The sequence below is a fragment of the Faecalibacterium sp. PGM34 genome (assembly GCF_054456555.1).
Genome location: NZ_CM136898.1, coordinates 782,116 through 796,405, shown reverse-complemented (window position 1 = coordinate 796,405; position 14,290 = coordinate 782,116). Strand labels below are relative to the sequence as shown.

The following is a 14,290-nucleotide window of genomic DNA, read 5'->3' as shown; positions in this document are numbered from 1 at the left end:
GTATTATAAGGCAGAAGCCCCCAGCAGCCACAGCACCACACCGTACACCACCGCCGCCAGCGTGCCGTACACGATGACCGGCCCGGCGATGAGGAACATCTTGGCTCCGGTGCCCGGCACACGCCCCTCGGCTTTGAACTCGATGGCCGCGCTGACCACCGCGTTGGCAAAGCCGGTAATGGGCACCAGCGACCCCGCCCCGGCCTTTGCCGCCAGCTTCTGGTACCAGCCCAGCGTGGTCAGCACCGCCGAGAGCAAAATCAAGGTGCAGCTGGTCAGGGTGCCCGCCGCTTCAGCGTCCGCGCCCTGCCGCAGAAACAACTGCCGCAGCCCTTCGCCCAGCAGGCAGATGCCGCCGCCCACACAGAACGCCCACAGGCAGTCTGCCAAAAGCGGCGAGTGCGGCCCGGCCTTCTGTACCCGGCGTGCATATTCCTGCGCTGTCATCTTCATCTTCCCGCGCCCCCTTTTGCGGATAGTCTGCCCGGGGCGGCGGGTGCTTATCCTTTTTTTGTGAAAGAAGGTATGATCTATGCAATCTTCCCATCACCGTAACCATCATGCCCGCCGTCTGCTCTGCCTGACGGCGCTGGCCTGCTTTGTGGCGGGCGGCACCGCCTACGCCTGTACCCGCAAGGCCGCTGTGCCGCAGCTGCCGGAGCTGCCCGCCGAGAGCCTTGAACAGCCCGCTGAAAGCCTTGTGCAGGCCGCAAGCACCCTGCCCGACGCCCCGGTGCAGCAGCCCGCCGATAACGGCGCGCAGCAGAGCACCCTTACCGCCGCACAGGCGCAGGCGCTGCTGGATGATCCCCGCATGATCCTTGTCAACCGCGCCCACCCGATAACGGAGGACTACCCCGTCGGGACCAAGGAGTGCGGCTCGGCCACCGCCATCAACAAGACCTTGCAGACCGAAGCCGCCGAGGCTTTTCTCTCCATGCAGGCCGCTGCCGCCAAGGACGGCGTAGATGTGCGGATGCAGAGCGGCTACCGCAGCGTCAGCTACCAGAAAAAGCTGTACAATGACAAGACCCAGTACTACCGCAATAAGGGCCTGAGCGAAGCCGCCGCCCGGGAAAAGGCCGCCGCCATCGTCAACCCGCCGGGCTGCTCCGAGCACAACTGCGGTCTTGCCGCCGACCTGAACAGCCCGGAGCACACCACCCTTGACACCGGCTTTGCCGACACCGCCGCCTTCCGCTGGCTGTGCGAGAACGCGGAGCAGTACGGCTTTATCCTGCGCTACCCCAAGGAGGCCGAAAGCGTGACCGGCATCACCTACGAGCCGTGGCACTGGCGCTATGTGGCCCGGAAAACGCCGCCCTGCTCAACCGGAGCGGCCTGTGTCTGGAGGACGCGGTCGCCGTTTTGCAGCGCATTGCCGCCGGGGAGACCGTGACCGGTTAAAATCCAATGAAAACTGCCGGAAAACCCTGCGGGGTGCGTTGCAATTTACCTGCTGTTATGGTAAGATAAATACAGTCTGCCCGTGTGCGCGGCACAGCCCCGCACCCCGACAAATGAATTCAACAAAAGAAGGAATATTTTATGATAAACCGCACAAAACTCTCTGTGATCGCCGTCAGCGCCGTGCTGGCTGTTGCCCTGACCGGCTGCGGCGGCAGCGCTTCTTCCGCGCCGTCCTCCGTGTCCAGCGCCTCCGCCTCTGCACCGGCTTCCAGCACTGCCGCCCCGGCAGCGGATGCCACCGAAAACGGCACCGCCGATCTGGACAGCGCCGTGGAGACCCTGCTGGCTGCCAACCCCATCTCCAACCAGTTCGAGATCGCCGCCATGAACATCGAGTACGACTTCGGCCTGAAGGCGGAGGACGTGGCCAGCTACAAGGGCGTGAAGAGCAACGACAACGGCGACGCCGGCCTTGTGCTGGTGGTGGAAGCCGCTTCCGGCAAGGCACAGGACGTGGTGACCGCGCTGGAAAGCTACAAGCAGGATCAGGTGGCTTTCTACGGTAACTACGCCGAGTTCGCGCAGGCACAGAGCAACGTAGAAAACGCCATCATCTCCTCCAAGGGCGACCGTGTGGTCATGGTGATCGCCTCCAACGCGTGCACCGCAGACCTGAACAGTGCTGTGGACAGCGCCCTGAACAGCTGAATCTGACCTTCTGAGCCGGTGCCATCTGCGGCATCGGCTTTTTTCAGTAGAGCCCTCCCGCACCCGGGATGGAAAAACCGTTATTGCCCGCAAAACTTGTAAAAAAGGAGGCTGACCCCTTGGTTTTCAGCACCATCATCTTCCTGTTTCGTTTTCTGCCCATCACGCTGGCGCTGTATTATCTTGCCCCCGCAAAACTGAAAAACACCGTGCTGTTTTTGTGCAGTCTGGTGTTCTACTGCTGGGGCGAGGTGCGCTTTTTTCCGGTCATGGTGGCGCTTATCCTCATCAACTACCTCAGCGGCCTTGCCATCGAGCATTTTGATGCAAAGCCTGCCCTGCGCCGTTTCTTTCTGCTGGTGGCGCTCGTTGGCAGTTTGGGGATGCTGTTCTACTTCAAGTACGCAAACTTTATGCTGCGCAGCGCAAACGCTCTGCTGGGCACCGCCTTTGCCGAGATACAGGGCATCGGTACCCTGCCGCTGGGCATCAGCTTCTACACCTTCCAGACCCTTTCCTACTCCATCGACGTCTACCGCCGGGATGTAAAGGCCGAGCGCAACATCATTGATTTCGGCGCTTATGTGGTCATGTTCCCGCAGCTCATCGCGGGGCCTATCGTCAAGTACCGGGACGTCTCCGACCAGCTGCACGTCTACAAGCACCGCTATAACCTCAAACAAATTGAAGAGGGCATGACCCTGTTCACCTTCGGTCTTGCCAAAAAGGTGCTGCTGGCGGACGCCGTGGGCGCGCTGTGGACGGATATCATCGGGGTGGCCGACAGCCCCTCCACCACCTTTGTGGGTCTGGCAAACGCTTCCACCCCGCTGGTGTGGCTGGGCATCATCGCATACAGCTTACAGCTGTACTTCGATTTTTCCGGCTACTCCCTGATGGGCATCGGCATGGGCAGGATGCTGGGCTTCGATTTCCCCGCAAACTTCAACTACCCCTATATCTCCGCTTCCATCACCGAGTTCTGGCGGCGCTGGCACATGACCCTGTCCGGCTGGTTTAGGGAGTATGTGTATATCCCGCTGGGCGGCAACCGCAAGGGGCTCAAGCGGCAGATTTTGAACCTGTTCATCGTGGAGCTGCTCACCGGCATCTGGCACGGCGCAAACTGGAACTTTATCTGCTGGGGTCTTTACTACTTTGTGCTGCTGGCGGCTGAAAAGCTGTTTTTGCTGCCCTACCTGAAAAAAGGCAGGGTGTGGCCGCATTTCTACACCCTGTTCCTTGTGGTGGTGGGCTGGGCGATGTTCGTGGGCAACGACACCGGCGTGTCCTTCGGGCTGCTGTTCCAGAAGCTCTTTATCCCCTCCGGCGGGGTGTCGCCGCTGTATTTCCTGCGGAATTACGGCGTGCTGCTGGCGGTAAGCGTGGTGTGCTGCACCCCGCTGATCGAAAAGCTGTGGGATGTGCTGCGCAAGAACGTGGTCACCCGCTGCGCCGCCATCCTGACGCTGCTGGTGGTCTCCACCGCCTATGTGGTGGGCAGCACCAACAGCCCGTTCCTGTACTTTAACTTTTAAGGAGGCGGGAAGATGTCTAAACACGAGAAAAAGACCTCCTCCCTTTTGCACTACCCGGTGCTGGTGGTGTTCAGCCTGTTTTTCATCGGGCTGTTCGCGCTGGATATGGTCACCCCGGACCGCAGTTACAGCGAGCTGGAGAACACCACCCTGAGCCAGCGCCCGGCGCTGACCCAGTTCACCGCCAAGGGGCTGAACAGCTACTTTACCGCCTACACCAAATACGTCAAGGATCAGGTGGCGGGGCGCGATGCGTGGATCAGCCTGCAGAGCGTGGTGGAGACCACCCTGCTGCAAAAGCAGCAGAACGGCGGCATCCTGCTGGGCAAGGAGCACATGATGTTCCCCCGCACCTACGGGCTGCTTTCCAGCGAGGAGCGCACCCTGCCCAAAAACACCGCAGCGCTCACCAGCCTGTGCCAGCGCTACCCGGGCAAGGTGAATGTGCTGCTGGCACCCGCTGCCAGCGATATCTACAAGGAGAACGTGCCCGCAAACGCTCCTTTGCTGGACGAGGACGGCTACCTTGACCAGCTTTCCGCTGCGGTGCAGGCAGCGGGCGGGAATTTTGTGGACGTGCGCCAGACCCTTACCGCCCACAAGAGCGAGTATATTTATTACCGCACCGACCACCACTGGACGAGCCTTGGCGCCTACTACGCGTACAGCCAGCTGTGCCAGACCCTTGGCCTTACCCCCTTTGACACCGCCGCACACACCGCGCTGACCGCCGATAACTTTTACGGCACCCACTACGCCAAGGCGCGCACATGGAACGCCGTGCCGGACGTGATCACCTACTACGACCTTGACAACGCCCTGACGGTATGGAACGTGACGGCGGCAGGCCAGCCCACCGAGGGGCAGACCACCGGCCTGTACGACACGGAGAAGCTTTCCGTCTACGACAAATACGCCATGTTCCTGCACGGCAACAATGGTTTAAGCCGGGTGCAGGGCAACGGCAGCGGGCGCATCCTTGTCATCAAGGACAGCTACGCCAACTGCTTTGTGCCCTACCTGACCGCCAACTACGCCGACATTGACGTGGTGGATTTCCGCAACTACAACTACGGCTTGGACAAGCTGATCGCCGATAACAGCTACGACCAGATCCTTGTGCTGTACAATTTTGACAGCTTCAAGAGCGACCCCTACCTCTACCGCGCCGGGGTAACAGGCTAAACAGCCAAAAGCCCAAATTATTGCAGTCTATTTTCACAAATTTATAGCTGCAATTTCATGCGTCCCGCCAGTTTTTGCACAGATGTACCAAAACCCCTTGATAAAACCCGACCACTGTTGTAGAATGGCCATATAGAGAACAATGCTCTATCGGCCTTGGGTATGGACGCCGGGGAATCGGGATGCAATGCGGCATTTCCCCTTGACAAAGGAGTATTGATGATGAAAAAGATGAATTATCCCGCAGATTATGCGGTACTTTCCAACGAAGAAATGACCTATACCACCGGCGGCGGCGCAGTGGATGATGCTGCCGGGATCGCCACCACTGCCGCAACGGTGGTAGGTGCTGTGGTGCTGGCTTCCAGCTATATCTGGGGCATCAAGCAGGCACGCACTTGGCTGCAGCAGGACGGCAACAAGGACGGCAACTTCTTTACCGTGCTGGGCCGCGCCACCGATGCCCTTGCCGCTGATATGGGCAAATCCGCCAGCAACTTTGTGCGGGATGCGGTCTCCACCACCATGGTGGTGGCACTGGCTCCCCTGAGCGCCGTTCTGCTGATCGTGCGCTGACCTTTTTAATCAGATAAAACGGTGCGTTTTTGGGTGCACCGTTTTGGATAGCTTTGTTTCAAAAGGAGTGTTATTATGGAAAAAATGATGATGCCCGCGTACTACAATGTCCTGTCCACTGAGGAAATGACCTACACCGAAGGCGGCGCCAATGCTACCATGTCTGAGGCTCTGCTGTGCTGGCTGATTCCCCCGTACGGCTGGTTCAAGGGTCTGACCGCTGTCCGCGATTACCGCCGTAAGAACCCCAACACCTGGATTGAGACCGGTCTGGACGCTCTGTCTGCCGATATGGAGAAGAGCACTGCCAACGCCATCCGTGACATCGCCTGCACCGCTTACATGATCAGCTCCACCGCTACCGGTGTCGGCCTGATCATCAATGCAGCAGTCATCCTGCTCTGATCCATCTTATCTCATAAGACCGGCTCGGAGTACACCAAAGAACAAAGCAGGCGGAGGCGCTGCCCGAAAGGGCAGCGCCTCCGCTGTTTTTGTAGGGTTCACACGCAAAAAACGGCGGCACGCTCCGATGGAACGTACCGCCGTTTGGCTTTTTTATAATACAATCAACCCGGATATCGTGCCTGTTTTTCAGCAAGCGGTGTCTCCAAAAAATGGTTTTACTGTATTGGGCGAAAGACCGCTGCGCTGTGCTTTCTCCTGTTCGTAGGTCACACGGGTCGCTTCCTCCACAAAGGCTCTGACCTCCGGCGTTGCCGTAGACCATGTAACATTGAAGCGGCGACAAATCTGATAAAACGTGCGATAAAACGCCTCCCGTTCCGGGTCACGCTGGAAATACTCTTTTGCATCCATCGAAAACACCTCACTTCAAATACGTCACAAAGATATTCATAGCCGCCTCGCCAGACAGTTCATAACGCGGCGCTCCGCCAAAACTCGGCAGTGGGCACGCGCCATAATCCCGGATATAGTGTTCTGCCAATTCCGGAACCTTTGCTTCAAATGTGACCGTCCCGCCACATCCATGATCGATCGACAGCTTGATGCCGTAGGCAATCAAGACCCGTCCGATTCCCTGATATCTTTTGGAATGACCAACAATTGTCGGGTTGCTTTCCGGCTGGCTTTCAATATAGGTGATGTGCACCATCACATCATTTTCCAGTATTTCATACGCTGCCAGTGCAACCAATTCGCCATCCGTTGTTTTTAACGCATACTTTTCAAAAGCATCCTTCTGGATATAGGCAGACATCCAACTCGTCTGCCATACAGGCTCTTTTTCCGTCTGTGCCGCATCTGCTTTTTTCATGCGTGTGATCCTCACACCTATTTTCTGTTCATCATCTGTTTTCAGAATAAACGGTATAAACCTTGCCATATAAACCTCTTTTCCAAATGCGACGTCCCGAATCATCAGTTATATTATACTCGATTCTGTGTTGATTTTCAACAAAAACAAAAATCCCCTGAACTGCTGTTCCCGGCAGCTCAGGGGATTTCATACCTTATGCGTTGAACATATCCTTCAGCTTTTTGAAGAAGCCCTTACGCTTTTCGTAGTTTTCTTCCTTCAAAGTGCCCTCGAATTTCTTCAGGGCATCGCGCTGCGCCTTGTTCAGCTTTTTGGGGATCTCCACCTCGCACTTGACGTACATATCGCCGCGGCCGCGGCCATTCAGGTACTGGATGCCCTTGCCGCGCAGGCGGAAGGTGGTGCCGCTCTGGGTGCCCTCGGGCACGGTGTACTCCACCTTGCCGTCAATGGAGGGTACAGTGACGCTGTCGCCCAGCACAGCCTGACTGTAAGTGATGGGCACAGTGACCCACACATCGTAGCCATCGCGCTGGAACACCTCGCTGGGACGCACAGTGACCATGACGATCACATCACCGGCGGGGCCGCCGTTGGTACCGGCATCGCCCATGCCGCGCAGTGCAAAGCTCTGGTCGTCGTCGATGCCCATGGGGATGGACACCTCCAGCGTCTTTTTGGTAGCCACCTTGCCGCTGCCGTGGCAGACCTTGCAGGGGTTCTTTACCAGCTTGCCCTTGCCGCCGCAGCGGGAGCAGGGCTGCTGGGTCTGCATCACGCCAAAGGGGGTGCGCTGCTGGCGGATGACAAAGCCGCGGCCGCCGCAGTCCGGGCAGGTCTCGGGGCTGCTGCCGGCGGCACAGCCGCTGCCGTGGCACTCGGTGCACTCCTGCTGGCGGGTGATGGTAATGTTCTTCTTGCAGCCGTGCACGGCCTCGTCAAAGCTCAGGGTGATGCGCACCCGGATGTCCTGACCCTTGCGGGGGGCGTTGGGGTTTGCCTGACGGGACGAGCCGCCGAAGCCGCCAAAGCCACCGCCGAAGATATCGCCAAAGATGTCGCCCAAGTCCACACCGTCGCCGCCAAAACCGCCAAAGCCGCCGGGGCCGCCGCCGTTCTGTGCTGCGTAGGTGGGGTCAACACCGGCAAAGCCGTACTGGTCGTACAGCTGGCGCTTTTTCGGGTCCGAAAGCACCTCGTTTGCCTCGTTGATCTCCTTGAACTTTGCCTCGGCGTCCTTATCGCCGGGGTTATAGTCCGGGTGGTACTTCATGGCAAGCTTGCGGTATGCCTTTTTGATCTCGGCATCGCTTGCGCCCTTGGATACCCCCAGCACTTCGTAATAATCACGCTTTTCCTGTGCCATATCCACTCACCTCTCCGGGAACGCCCTCCCCGGGTAACGCCCCGGTCGGTTCCTCACTCTATAAACCAGCAAGAGCCGCCCCGGCCTAAACCGGAGCGGCTTTTGCTCTATTGCGCGTGTGCCCGCCGGTTTGGCCGGACGCAGCGCTTTGTGTCAGACTTAGACTTCCTTGAAGTCGGCATCCACAACGCCGTCATCGTTGGGCTTTTCATTGGCTGCGCCTGCGTCAGCACCGGGCTGTGCACCGGCGGCCTGCTGTGCGGCAGCGGCTGCCTGATACATCTTCTCGAACACCTGGCTCAGGGCTTCCTGCTTTGCCTTGATGTCGTCCACGTTGCCGGACTGGACAGCGGTCTTGAGGTCAGCAAGCTTTGCCTCGGCATCGCTCTTCACGTCTGCGGGCAGCTTGTCGCCGTTCTCCTTCAGCATCTTCTCGGTCTGGAACACCATCTGGTCGGCACCGTTGCGGATATCGACCTCTTCACGCTTCTTCTTATCGTCGGCAGCAAACTGCTCAGCTTCCTTCACAGCCTTGTCGATGTCCTCCTTGGACATATTGGTAGAAGCAGTGATGGTGATGTTCTGCTCCTTGCCGGTGCCCAGATCCTTAGCGCTGACCTTCACGATGCCGTTGGCATCGATATCGAAGGTAACTTCGATCTGAGGCACGCCACGGGGAGCCGGAGCAATGCCGTCCAGATGGAACACACCCAGACTCTTGTTGTCGCGGGCAAACTCACGCTCGCCCTGCAGCACGTTGACCTCAACAGAGGGCTGGTTGTCGGCTGCGGTGGAGAACACCTGGCTCTTGTGGGTGGGGATGGTGGTGTTGCGGTCGATGATCTTGGTGCACACGCCGCCCAGCGTCTCAATGCCGAGGCTCAGCGGGGTGACATCCAGCAGCAGCAGACCCTTCTTCTCGCCGTTCAGAACGCCGCCCTGAATAGCAGCACCGACAGCCACGCACTCATCGGGGTTGATGCCCTTGAAGGGCTCGCAGTTCAGTTCCTTCTTCACTGCATCGTAGACAGCGGGGATACGGGTGGAACCACCGACCATCAGGACCTTCTTCAGGTCGGAAGCGCGCAGACCTGCATCCTGCAGAGCCTTGCGCACGGGGGTCATGGTACGATCCACCAGATCAGCGGTCAGCTCGTTGAACTTTGCGCGGGTCAGGGTCATATCCAGGTGCTTGGGGCCGGTAGCATCGGCGGTGATGAAGGGCAGGTTGATCTGGCTGCTCATTGCGCTGGACAGCTCGATCTTAGCCTTCTCGGCAGCTTCCTTCAAGCGCTGTGCAGCCATCTTGTCCTTGCGCAGGTCGATGCCGTTCTCGGTCTGGAAGGCGTCTGCCATCCAGTCGATGATGCGCTGGTCGAAGTCATCGCCGCCCAGATGGGTATCGCCGTTGGTGGCCAGAACCTCGGTAACGCCGTCGCCCATCTCAATGATGGACACATCGAAGGTGCCGCCGCCCAGATCGTAGACCATGACCTTCTGGTCGTCCTCTTTATCCACACCGTAAGCCAAAGCAGCTGCGGTGGGCTCGTTGATGATACGGCGGACGTTCAGGCCGGCAATGGTGCCTGCGTCCTTGGTGGCCTGACGCTGGCTGTCGTTGAAGTAGGCAGGCACAGTGATGACAGCCTCGGTGACGGTCTCGCCCAGATAAGCCTCGGCGTCAGCCTTCAGCTTCTGCAGGATCATAGCGCTGACCTGCTGGGGAGTGTACTCCTTGCCGTTCAGGGTCACCTTGTGGTCGGTGCCCATCTGACGCTTGATGGAAGAAACGGTGTTGTCGGGGTTGGTGATAGCCTGACGCTTTGCAACCTGACCTACCAGACGGTCGCCGGTCTTGGTGAAGCCGACAACGGACGGGGTGGTGCGGGCGCCCTCAGAGTTGGCGATAACAACAGGCTCGCCGCCCTCCATAACAGCTACGCAGCTGTTGGTAGTACCAAGGTCGATACCAATAATCTTACTCATAATGAAGTCTCCTCTCGAAAAAACAAATCTTGTTTATATGATGCTTATGATGATGTCAAGCGGATGTTATTGCAAACTCCCTTGCGGGAGGTTCGGCTTGTTTATTCGGCCACCACAACGGTTGCATGGCGGATGATCTTGTCACCCAGCTTGTAACCCTTCTGGAAAACGGTGACCACCGTGCCGCTCTCCTGCCCGTCCGGGGCGGGGATCTGCTGCACAGCACTCATAAGGTTGGGGTCAAAGGGCTTGCCCAGCACCTCGATCTCCTCCACATGGAGGGCTTCCAGTGCCTTTGCCGCCTTATCCAGCGTCATGACCACGCCCTTTTTGTAATTCTCATCGGTGGTGGGGGCGTTGGCTGCCATGTCCAGCGTATCCAGAATGGGGATGATCTTTTCCACTGCGTGGGAAACACCGTCGCCAAACTTCTGGTCGGCCTCGCGGGTGGAGCGCTTGCGGTAGTTGTCGTACTCGGCAGCCATGCGCAGCAGCTGATCCTTGGCCTGTGCGGCGTTCTTTTCCGCTGCATCCAGCTTTGCCTTAACGGCTTCCATCTCCCGGGCCTTCTTGTTGAACCAGCCGCCGTCCTTCTTCTTGTCCTCTTCGGTGTCAGCTTCGGCAGCAGCCTGTTCGGGCGCTGCGGCAGCGGTCTTTTCCTCGGGGGCAGTTTCCGGCTGCTCGGTCTCGGGCACCGTGTTCTTTGCTTCTTCGCTCATTCCAGATCCTCCTTATAGATCACAGTCCGCCGTGGTACGGCAGCCTGCGGGGTGTCTTTTCGTTTGCCGCTCATGCCCTCGCCCAGCTGGTCTGCAAACTCGTGCAGCAGGGGCATCAGCTTCTGGAAGGGCATCCGGGTGGGGCCGATCAGGGCAATGGAGCCCCACAGCCCGCCGCCTACCAGATACCGGTCGCTCACGATGCACAGCCCGGGGATCTGCGGTTCCAGATCCTCGCCCAGCAGCACGCTTTCGCTGCGGTTTTCCGGGGGTGCGATCAGGCTTGCGGCCTGTTCCTCGTCATTCAGCAGGGTAAGGATATCACCCACCCGGCCATCCAGCTGCGGCCAGTCCAGCAGGTGCTGCTCGCCGCCCAGAAATACATGGGGCTTTACGCTGTCCTGCAAAATTGCGGCTGCGGCGCTGACCACCGGCACAAGCTCCGGTGCGATCTGGCTGCACAGCTCGCTGAGCATCCGGGTGGAAAGATCCACCGGTGCCACAAAGGTAAGGTTGCGGTTGAGCAGCGCCGCAAGGGCAGCTGCATTTTCCCGGGAAAGCCCGGTGCGTACCCGCGCCACCCGGGTGCGGACGTAACCGGCGGTGGTCACAGCCAGCACAGCAGCTGCGCTGCGGCCCACCTGCACCACCTCGTAATGGGCGATGCACAGATCCTCGGCGCAGGGGGTGCTGACGGCGGCGGTGCAGCCGCTGATGGCGGCCAGCGCCTTGGCAGCGCCCTGTGCCAGCTTTTCCGGCTCGTGGTCAAGGCTGGCGAACACCGCATCCACCCGGGCGCGGGTAACGCGGTCCAGCGGCTGATCATCGGTCAGCAGATTATCCAGATAATACCGGTAGCCCTTGGCGCTGGGCACACGCCCTGCGCTGGTGTGGGGCTGCTCCAGCAGGCCCAGCTTTGTCAGCGCCGCCATCTCGTTGCGCAGCGTTGCGCTGGACACTGCCATATCAAAGTAGTTTGCCAGCACGCTGCTGCCCACCGGCTCGCCCTCAAGGCCATACAGCGCCACGATCGCCTGCAAGACCCGTTGCTTGCGTGCATCCATCGTCATAGCGCCTGCCTCCTTTTTGTATCGCTTTTGTTTGTTTAGCACTCCTTGTTCCTGAGTGCTAAGACCATTATAATCGTTTTTGCCCTGCTGTCAAGTGCTTTGCAAAAATGTTTATAAAGATTCATAATTCTGTCATAAAGGGGGGTGTGCGCCCTCTCAGGCGCTCCCGCGCCAGCTCTCCCAAAGGGAGAGCCAAGCCGTAAGGTTCGACACTAAAGTATTAGGCATAATGAAAAAGTTTCCGGCAGTGCTCTTGCCTCTCCCTTTGAGGAAAGTCTTCCCCCGCTCCGGGGGAAGATGTCGCGCAGCGACAAAAGGGGGAGTGTGGATGCGACCAGCGGGAGCAGACGGAGAGGGCGAGCCCCCTTCCGTGAAAAAGTAGTTCCGAAACGCCCGCAGGCGTTTCGGAACTACCAATAAAAATATTCTTTCCGCTTTTTATGCGCAAAGCAGCGCGGTGCGCATTCCAGATCGTCCCGCCTTATTCCTCCATCTGCTTTGCCAGAAAGGCCGCTGCCACCGCCACCGCCTTGCACTGGGCGTCCTCCGGGCAGGCGGTGCGGTCCTCGGTCAGTAAGCCCACCGCGCCGGTCACGTCCCCGCCCGTCAGCACCGGTGCGGCGCATAGCAGCACCCGGGGTGTACCCTCACAGGGCAGCAGGGTCTTTTCCGGTGCGCCGGGGCTCTGGTAGGGCTTGCGGGCTTCCATCAGCTTTTCCAGCGGCTGGCTGATGCTGCGGTCGGTCAGCTCCCGCCGCCCGCTGCCGCTGACCGCCAGAATGCGGTCCCTGTCGCACACAAAGGCGGTCAGCGCAAACTGGCGGCTGAGCACCTCGGCCAGCTGGGCGGCAAGGGCGTTCACCTCGCCCATGGGCGAATACTTTTTAAAGATCACCTCCCCGTCGCCGGTGGTAAAGATCTCCAGCGGGTCGCCCCGCCGGATGCGCTGGGTGCGGCGGATCTCCTTGGGGATCACCACCCTGCCAAGCTCGTCGATGCGGCGCACGATACCGGTTGCTTTCATTATTTTGCCCTCCTTGCAGTTTCCTTTGTATGTAGTATCTGTCAGCGGCGGCAAATTATACCGGCAGCGGATTTTTTGCTTTGCCCGCCGCATTGCGTTCCGGGCGGGGTTCTGCTACAATAAATAGGAATAAACCCAAAGAAAGCAGGTGTCCGCATGGCACACATCCTTATTCTGGGCGGCGGTGCCGCCGGACTGGCCGCTGCGCTGGCGGCTGCACAGGCCGCGCCCGCTGCCCGCGTCACAGTGCTGGAGCGCAACCCCAAGGCGGGCAAAAAGCTGCTGGCTACCGGCAACGGCCGCTGCAATCTGGACAACACCGCCATCGCGCCGGAAAAGTACTTCACCGCCGACCCCGCCGCGCTGCGGCCCTTGCTGGTGGCGGTGGATGCCGCCGCGCCGCTGGCGTGGTTTGAGCAGCTGGGGCTGTACACCCGCACCGATGAAGCCGGGCGGGTGTACCCCTATTCCAATCAGGCGGCAGACGTGCTGGCGCTGCTGGAGCTGCATTTGCAGCGGCATAACGTACAGCTGCGCACCGGCTGCACGGTATGCACCCTGCGGCAGAGCAAGGGCGGCTACGCCGTGCAGTTTACGAACGCCGAGGGCGGCACCGAAAGCCTGCGGGCAGATGCCGTTATCTGCGCCATGGGCGGCGCCGCCGGGCCGCAGTTCGGCACGGACGGCTTCGGCACCCGCTTTGCCGCCGACTGCGGCGGGCAGATGCGCCCGCTCTACCCCTGCCTGACCGCCCTGCAATGCGCAAAGCCGAACAAGAGCCTTGCGGGTATCCGCGCCAAGGCCGCTGCCCGGCTGCTGGACGGCGACCGGGTATTGGCTGAAGAAATGGGCGAAGTGCAGTTTACCGACTACGGGCTTTCCGGCATCTGCATCATGCAGCTGTCCGGCCTGCTTGCCCCCGGGCGCAGCCCGAAGCACCCGGCGGTGGAACTTGATTTGTTCCCCGCTGTGCCGGAGACAGAGCTTGCCGCCCTGTTTGCGGCGCGTGCGCCGCTGCTTGCCGAGGACACGGCGGCAGCGTTCTGGCTGGGGCTTTTGCACGGCAAGCTGGGCCGCGCCCTCTGGGCTGCCGCCGCCCTGCCGGACGCCGCCCCCCGCGCCCTGCCCGCAGGCAGCTGGCAGAAGCTTGCCCACACCGCCAAGCACTGGCGGTTCGAGGGGCTTACCCCCTGCGGCTGGCGGCAGGCGCAGACCACCGGCGGCGGGCTTGCCCTGACCGAGGTGGAACCGACCTTCCAGTTCAAGGGCTGTCCGGGGCTGTACTTTGTGGGCGAAACGCTGGACTGCGCCGGCAGCTGCGGCGGCTTCAACCTGCACTGGGCGTTCGGCAGCGGCCTTGCCGCCGGGCGGGACGCCGCAAAGCACCTTTGCAGCCGAAAACGGTAATAAAAAAGGGACGAGGAAA

Annotated in this window: 15 protein-coding genes; 7 read left to right on the top strand and 8 right to left on the bottom strand. The window is 59.9% G+C overall.

Annotation, left to right across the window (positions count from 1 at the left end; all coding sequences use genetic code 11):
• Window positions 1-3: 3 nt before the first annotated feature.
• Window positions 4-453 (bottom strand): SpoVA/SpoVAEb family sporulation membrane protein, encoded by a 450-nt coding sequence (locus ACXPUX_RS03800; RefSeq protein ID WP_112091520.1) that lies wholly within the window; start codon window positions 451-453, stop codon window positions 4-6.
• Window positions 454-532: 79 nt separating this feature from the next.
• On the opposite strand from ACXPUX_RS03800, the gene ACXPUX_RS03795 reads away from it, so the two are divergent.
• From ACXPUX_RS03795 to ACXPUX_RS03770, 6 genes are all read left to right on the top strand, one after another.
• Complete coding sequence (locus ACXPUX_RS03795; RefSeq protein WP_458830153.1) at window positions 533-1,399, top strand: M15 family metallopeptidase; 867 nt, start codon at window positions 533-535, stop codon at window positions 1,397-1,399.
• 149 nt (window positions 1,400-1,548) lie between these two features.
• Entirely contained in the window at window positions 1,549-2,118 is a 570-nt protein-coding gene (locus ACXPUX_RS03790) for a DUF4358 domain-containing protein (RefSeq protein ID WP_458830151.1), read from the top strand.
• Window positions 2,119-2,237: 119 nt separating this feature from the next.
• Window positions 2,238-3,656 carry an MBOAT family O-acyltransferase gene (locus ACXPUX_RS03785; RefSeq protein ID WP_458830150.1) on the top strand — a complete coding sequence of 473 codons (1,419 nt, stop codon included), beginning with the start codon at window positions 2,238-2,240 and terminating at the stop codon, window positions 3,654-3,656.
• Between the two features lie 12 nt (window positions 3,657-3,668).
• Entirely contained in the window at window positions 3,669-4,841 is a 1,173-nt protein-coding gene (locus tag ACXPUX_RS03780; protein WP_458830148.1) for a DHHW family protein, read from the top strand.
• 222 nt (window positions 4,842-5,063) lie between these two features.
• A complete protein-coding gene (locus ACXPUX_RS03775) occupies window positions 5,064-5,417 on the top strand; it encodes a hypothetical protein (RefSeq protein WP_458830146.1) in 354 nt (117 codons plus the stop codon).
• Window positions 5,418-5,492: 75 nt separating this feature from the next.
• Entirely contained in the window at window positions 5,493-5,822 is a 330-nt protein-coding gene (locus tag ACXPUX_RS03770) for a hypothetical protein (protein WP_458830144.1), read from the top strand.
• 189 nt (window positions 5,823-6,011) lie between these two features.
• On the opposite strand, the gene ACXPUX_RS03765 is transcribed toward ACXPUX_RS03770, so the two are convergent.
• The 7 genes from ACXPUX_RS03765 to ACXPUX_RS03735 all read right to left on the bottom strand — a co-directional run bounded on the left by ACXPUX_RS03765 (window position 6,012) and on the right by ACXPUX_RS03735 (window position 12,864).
• Complete coding sequence (locus tag ACXPUX_RS03765) at window positions 6,012-6,236, bottom strand: hypothetical protein (protein WP_147366428.1); 225 nt, start codon at window positions 6,234-6,236, stop codon at window positions 6,012-6,014.
• A gap of 10 nt (window positions 6,237-6,246) precedes the next feature.
• Window positions 6,247-6,765, bottom strand: coding sequence for a hypothetical protein (locus tag ACXPUX_RS03760; protein WP_118658544.1), 519 nt, complete (start codon window positions 6,763-6,765; stop codon window positions 6,247-6,249).
• Between the two features lie 127 nt (window positions 6,766-6,892).
• Entirely contained in the window at window positions 6,893-8,065 is a 1,173-nt protein-coding gene (dnaJ, locus tag ACXPUX_RS03755; RefSeq protein ID WP_458830142.1) for a molecular chaperone DnaJ, read from the bottom strand.
• Window positions 8,066-8,224: 159 nt separating this feature from the next.
• Complete coding sequence (gene dnaK, locus ACXPUX_RS03750; protein WP_458830140.1) at window positions 8,225-10,051, bottom strand: molecular chaperone DnaK; 1,827 nt, start codon at window positions 10,049-10,051, stop codon at window positions 8,225-8,227.
• A 101-nt stretch (window positions 10,052-10,152) separates the two neighbouring features.
• A complete protein-coding gene (locus ACXPUX_RS03745) occupies window positions 10,153-10,770 on the bottom strand; it encodes a nucleotide exchange factor GrpE (RefSeq protein WP_458830138.1) in 618 nt (205 codons plus the stop codon).
• Entirely contained in the window at window positions 10,767-11,840 is a 1,074-nt protein-coding gene (gene hrcA / locus ACXPUX_RS03740; RefSeq protein WP_458830136.1) for a heat-inducible transcriptional repressor HrcA, read from the bottom strand. The genes ACXPUX_RS03745 and hrcA overlap by 4 nt, the downstream gene beginning before the upstream one ends.
• A 481-nt stretch (window positions 11,841-12,321) precedes the next feature.
• Window positions 12,322-12,864, bottom strand: a complete 543-nt coding sequence (locus ACXPUX_RS03735) for a stage V sporulation T C-terminal domain-containing protein (protein ID WP_458830135.1) — start codon at window positions 12,862-12,864, stop codon at window positions 12,322-12,324.
• A gap of 156 nt (window positions 12,865-13,020) precedes the next feature.
• On the opposite strand from ACXPUX_RS03735, the gene ACXPUX_RS03730 reads away from it, so the two are divergent.
• Entirely contained in the window at window positions 13,021-14,271 is a 1,251-nt protein-coding gene (locus ACXPUX_RS03730; RefSeq protein WP_458830133.1) for an aminoacetone oxidase family FAD-binding enzyme, read from the top strand.
• Window positions 14,272-14,290: the final 19 nt, after the last annotated feature.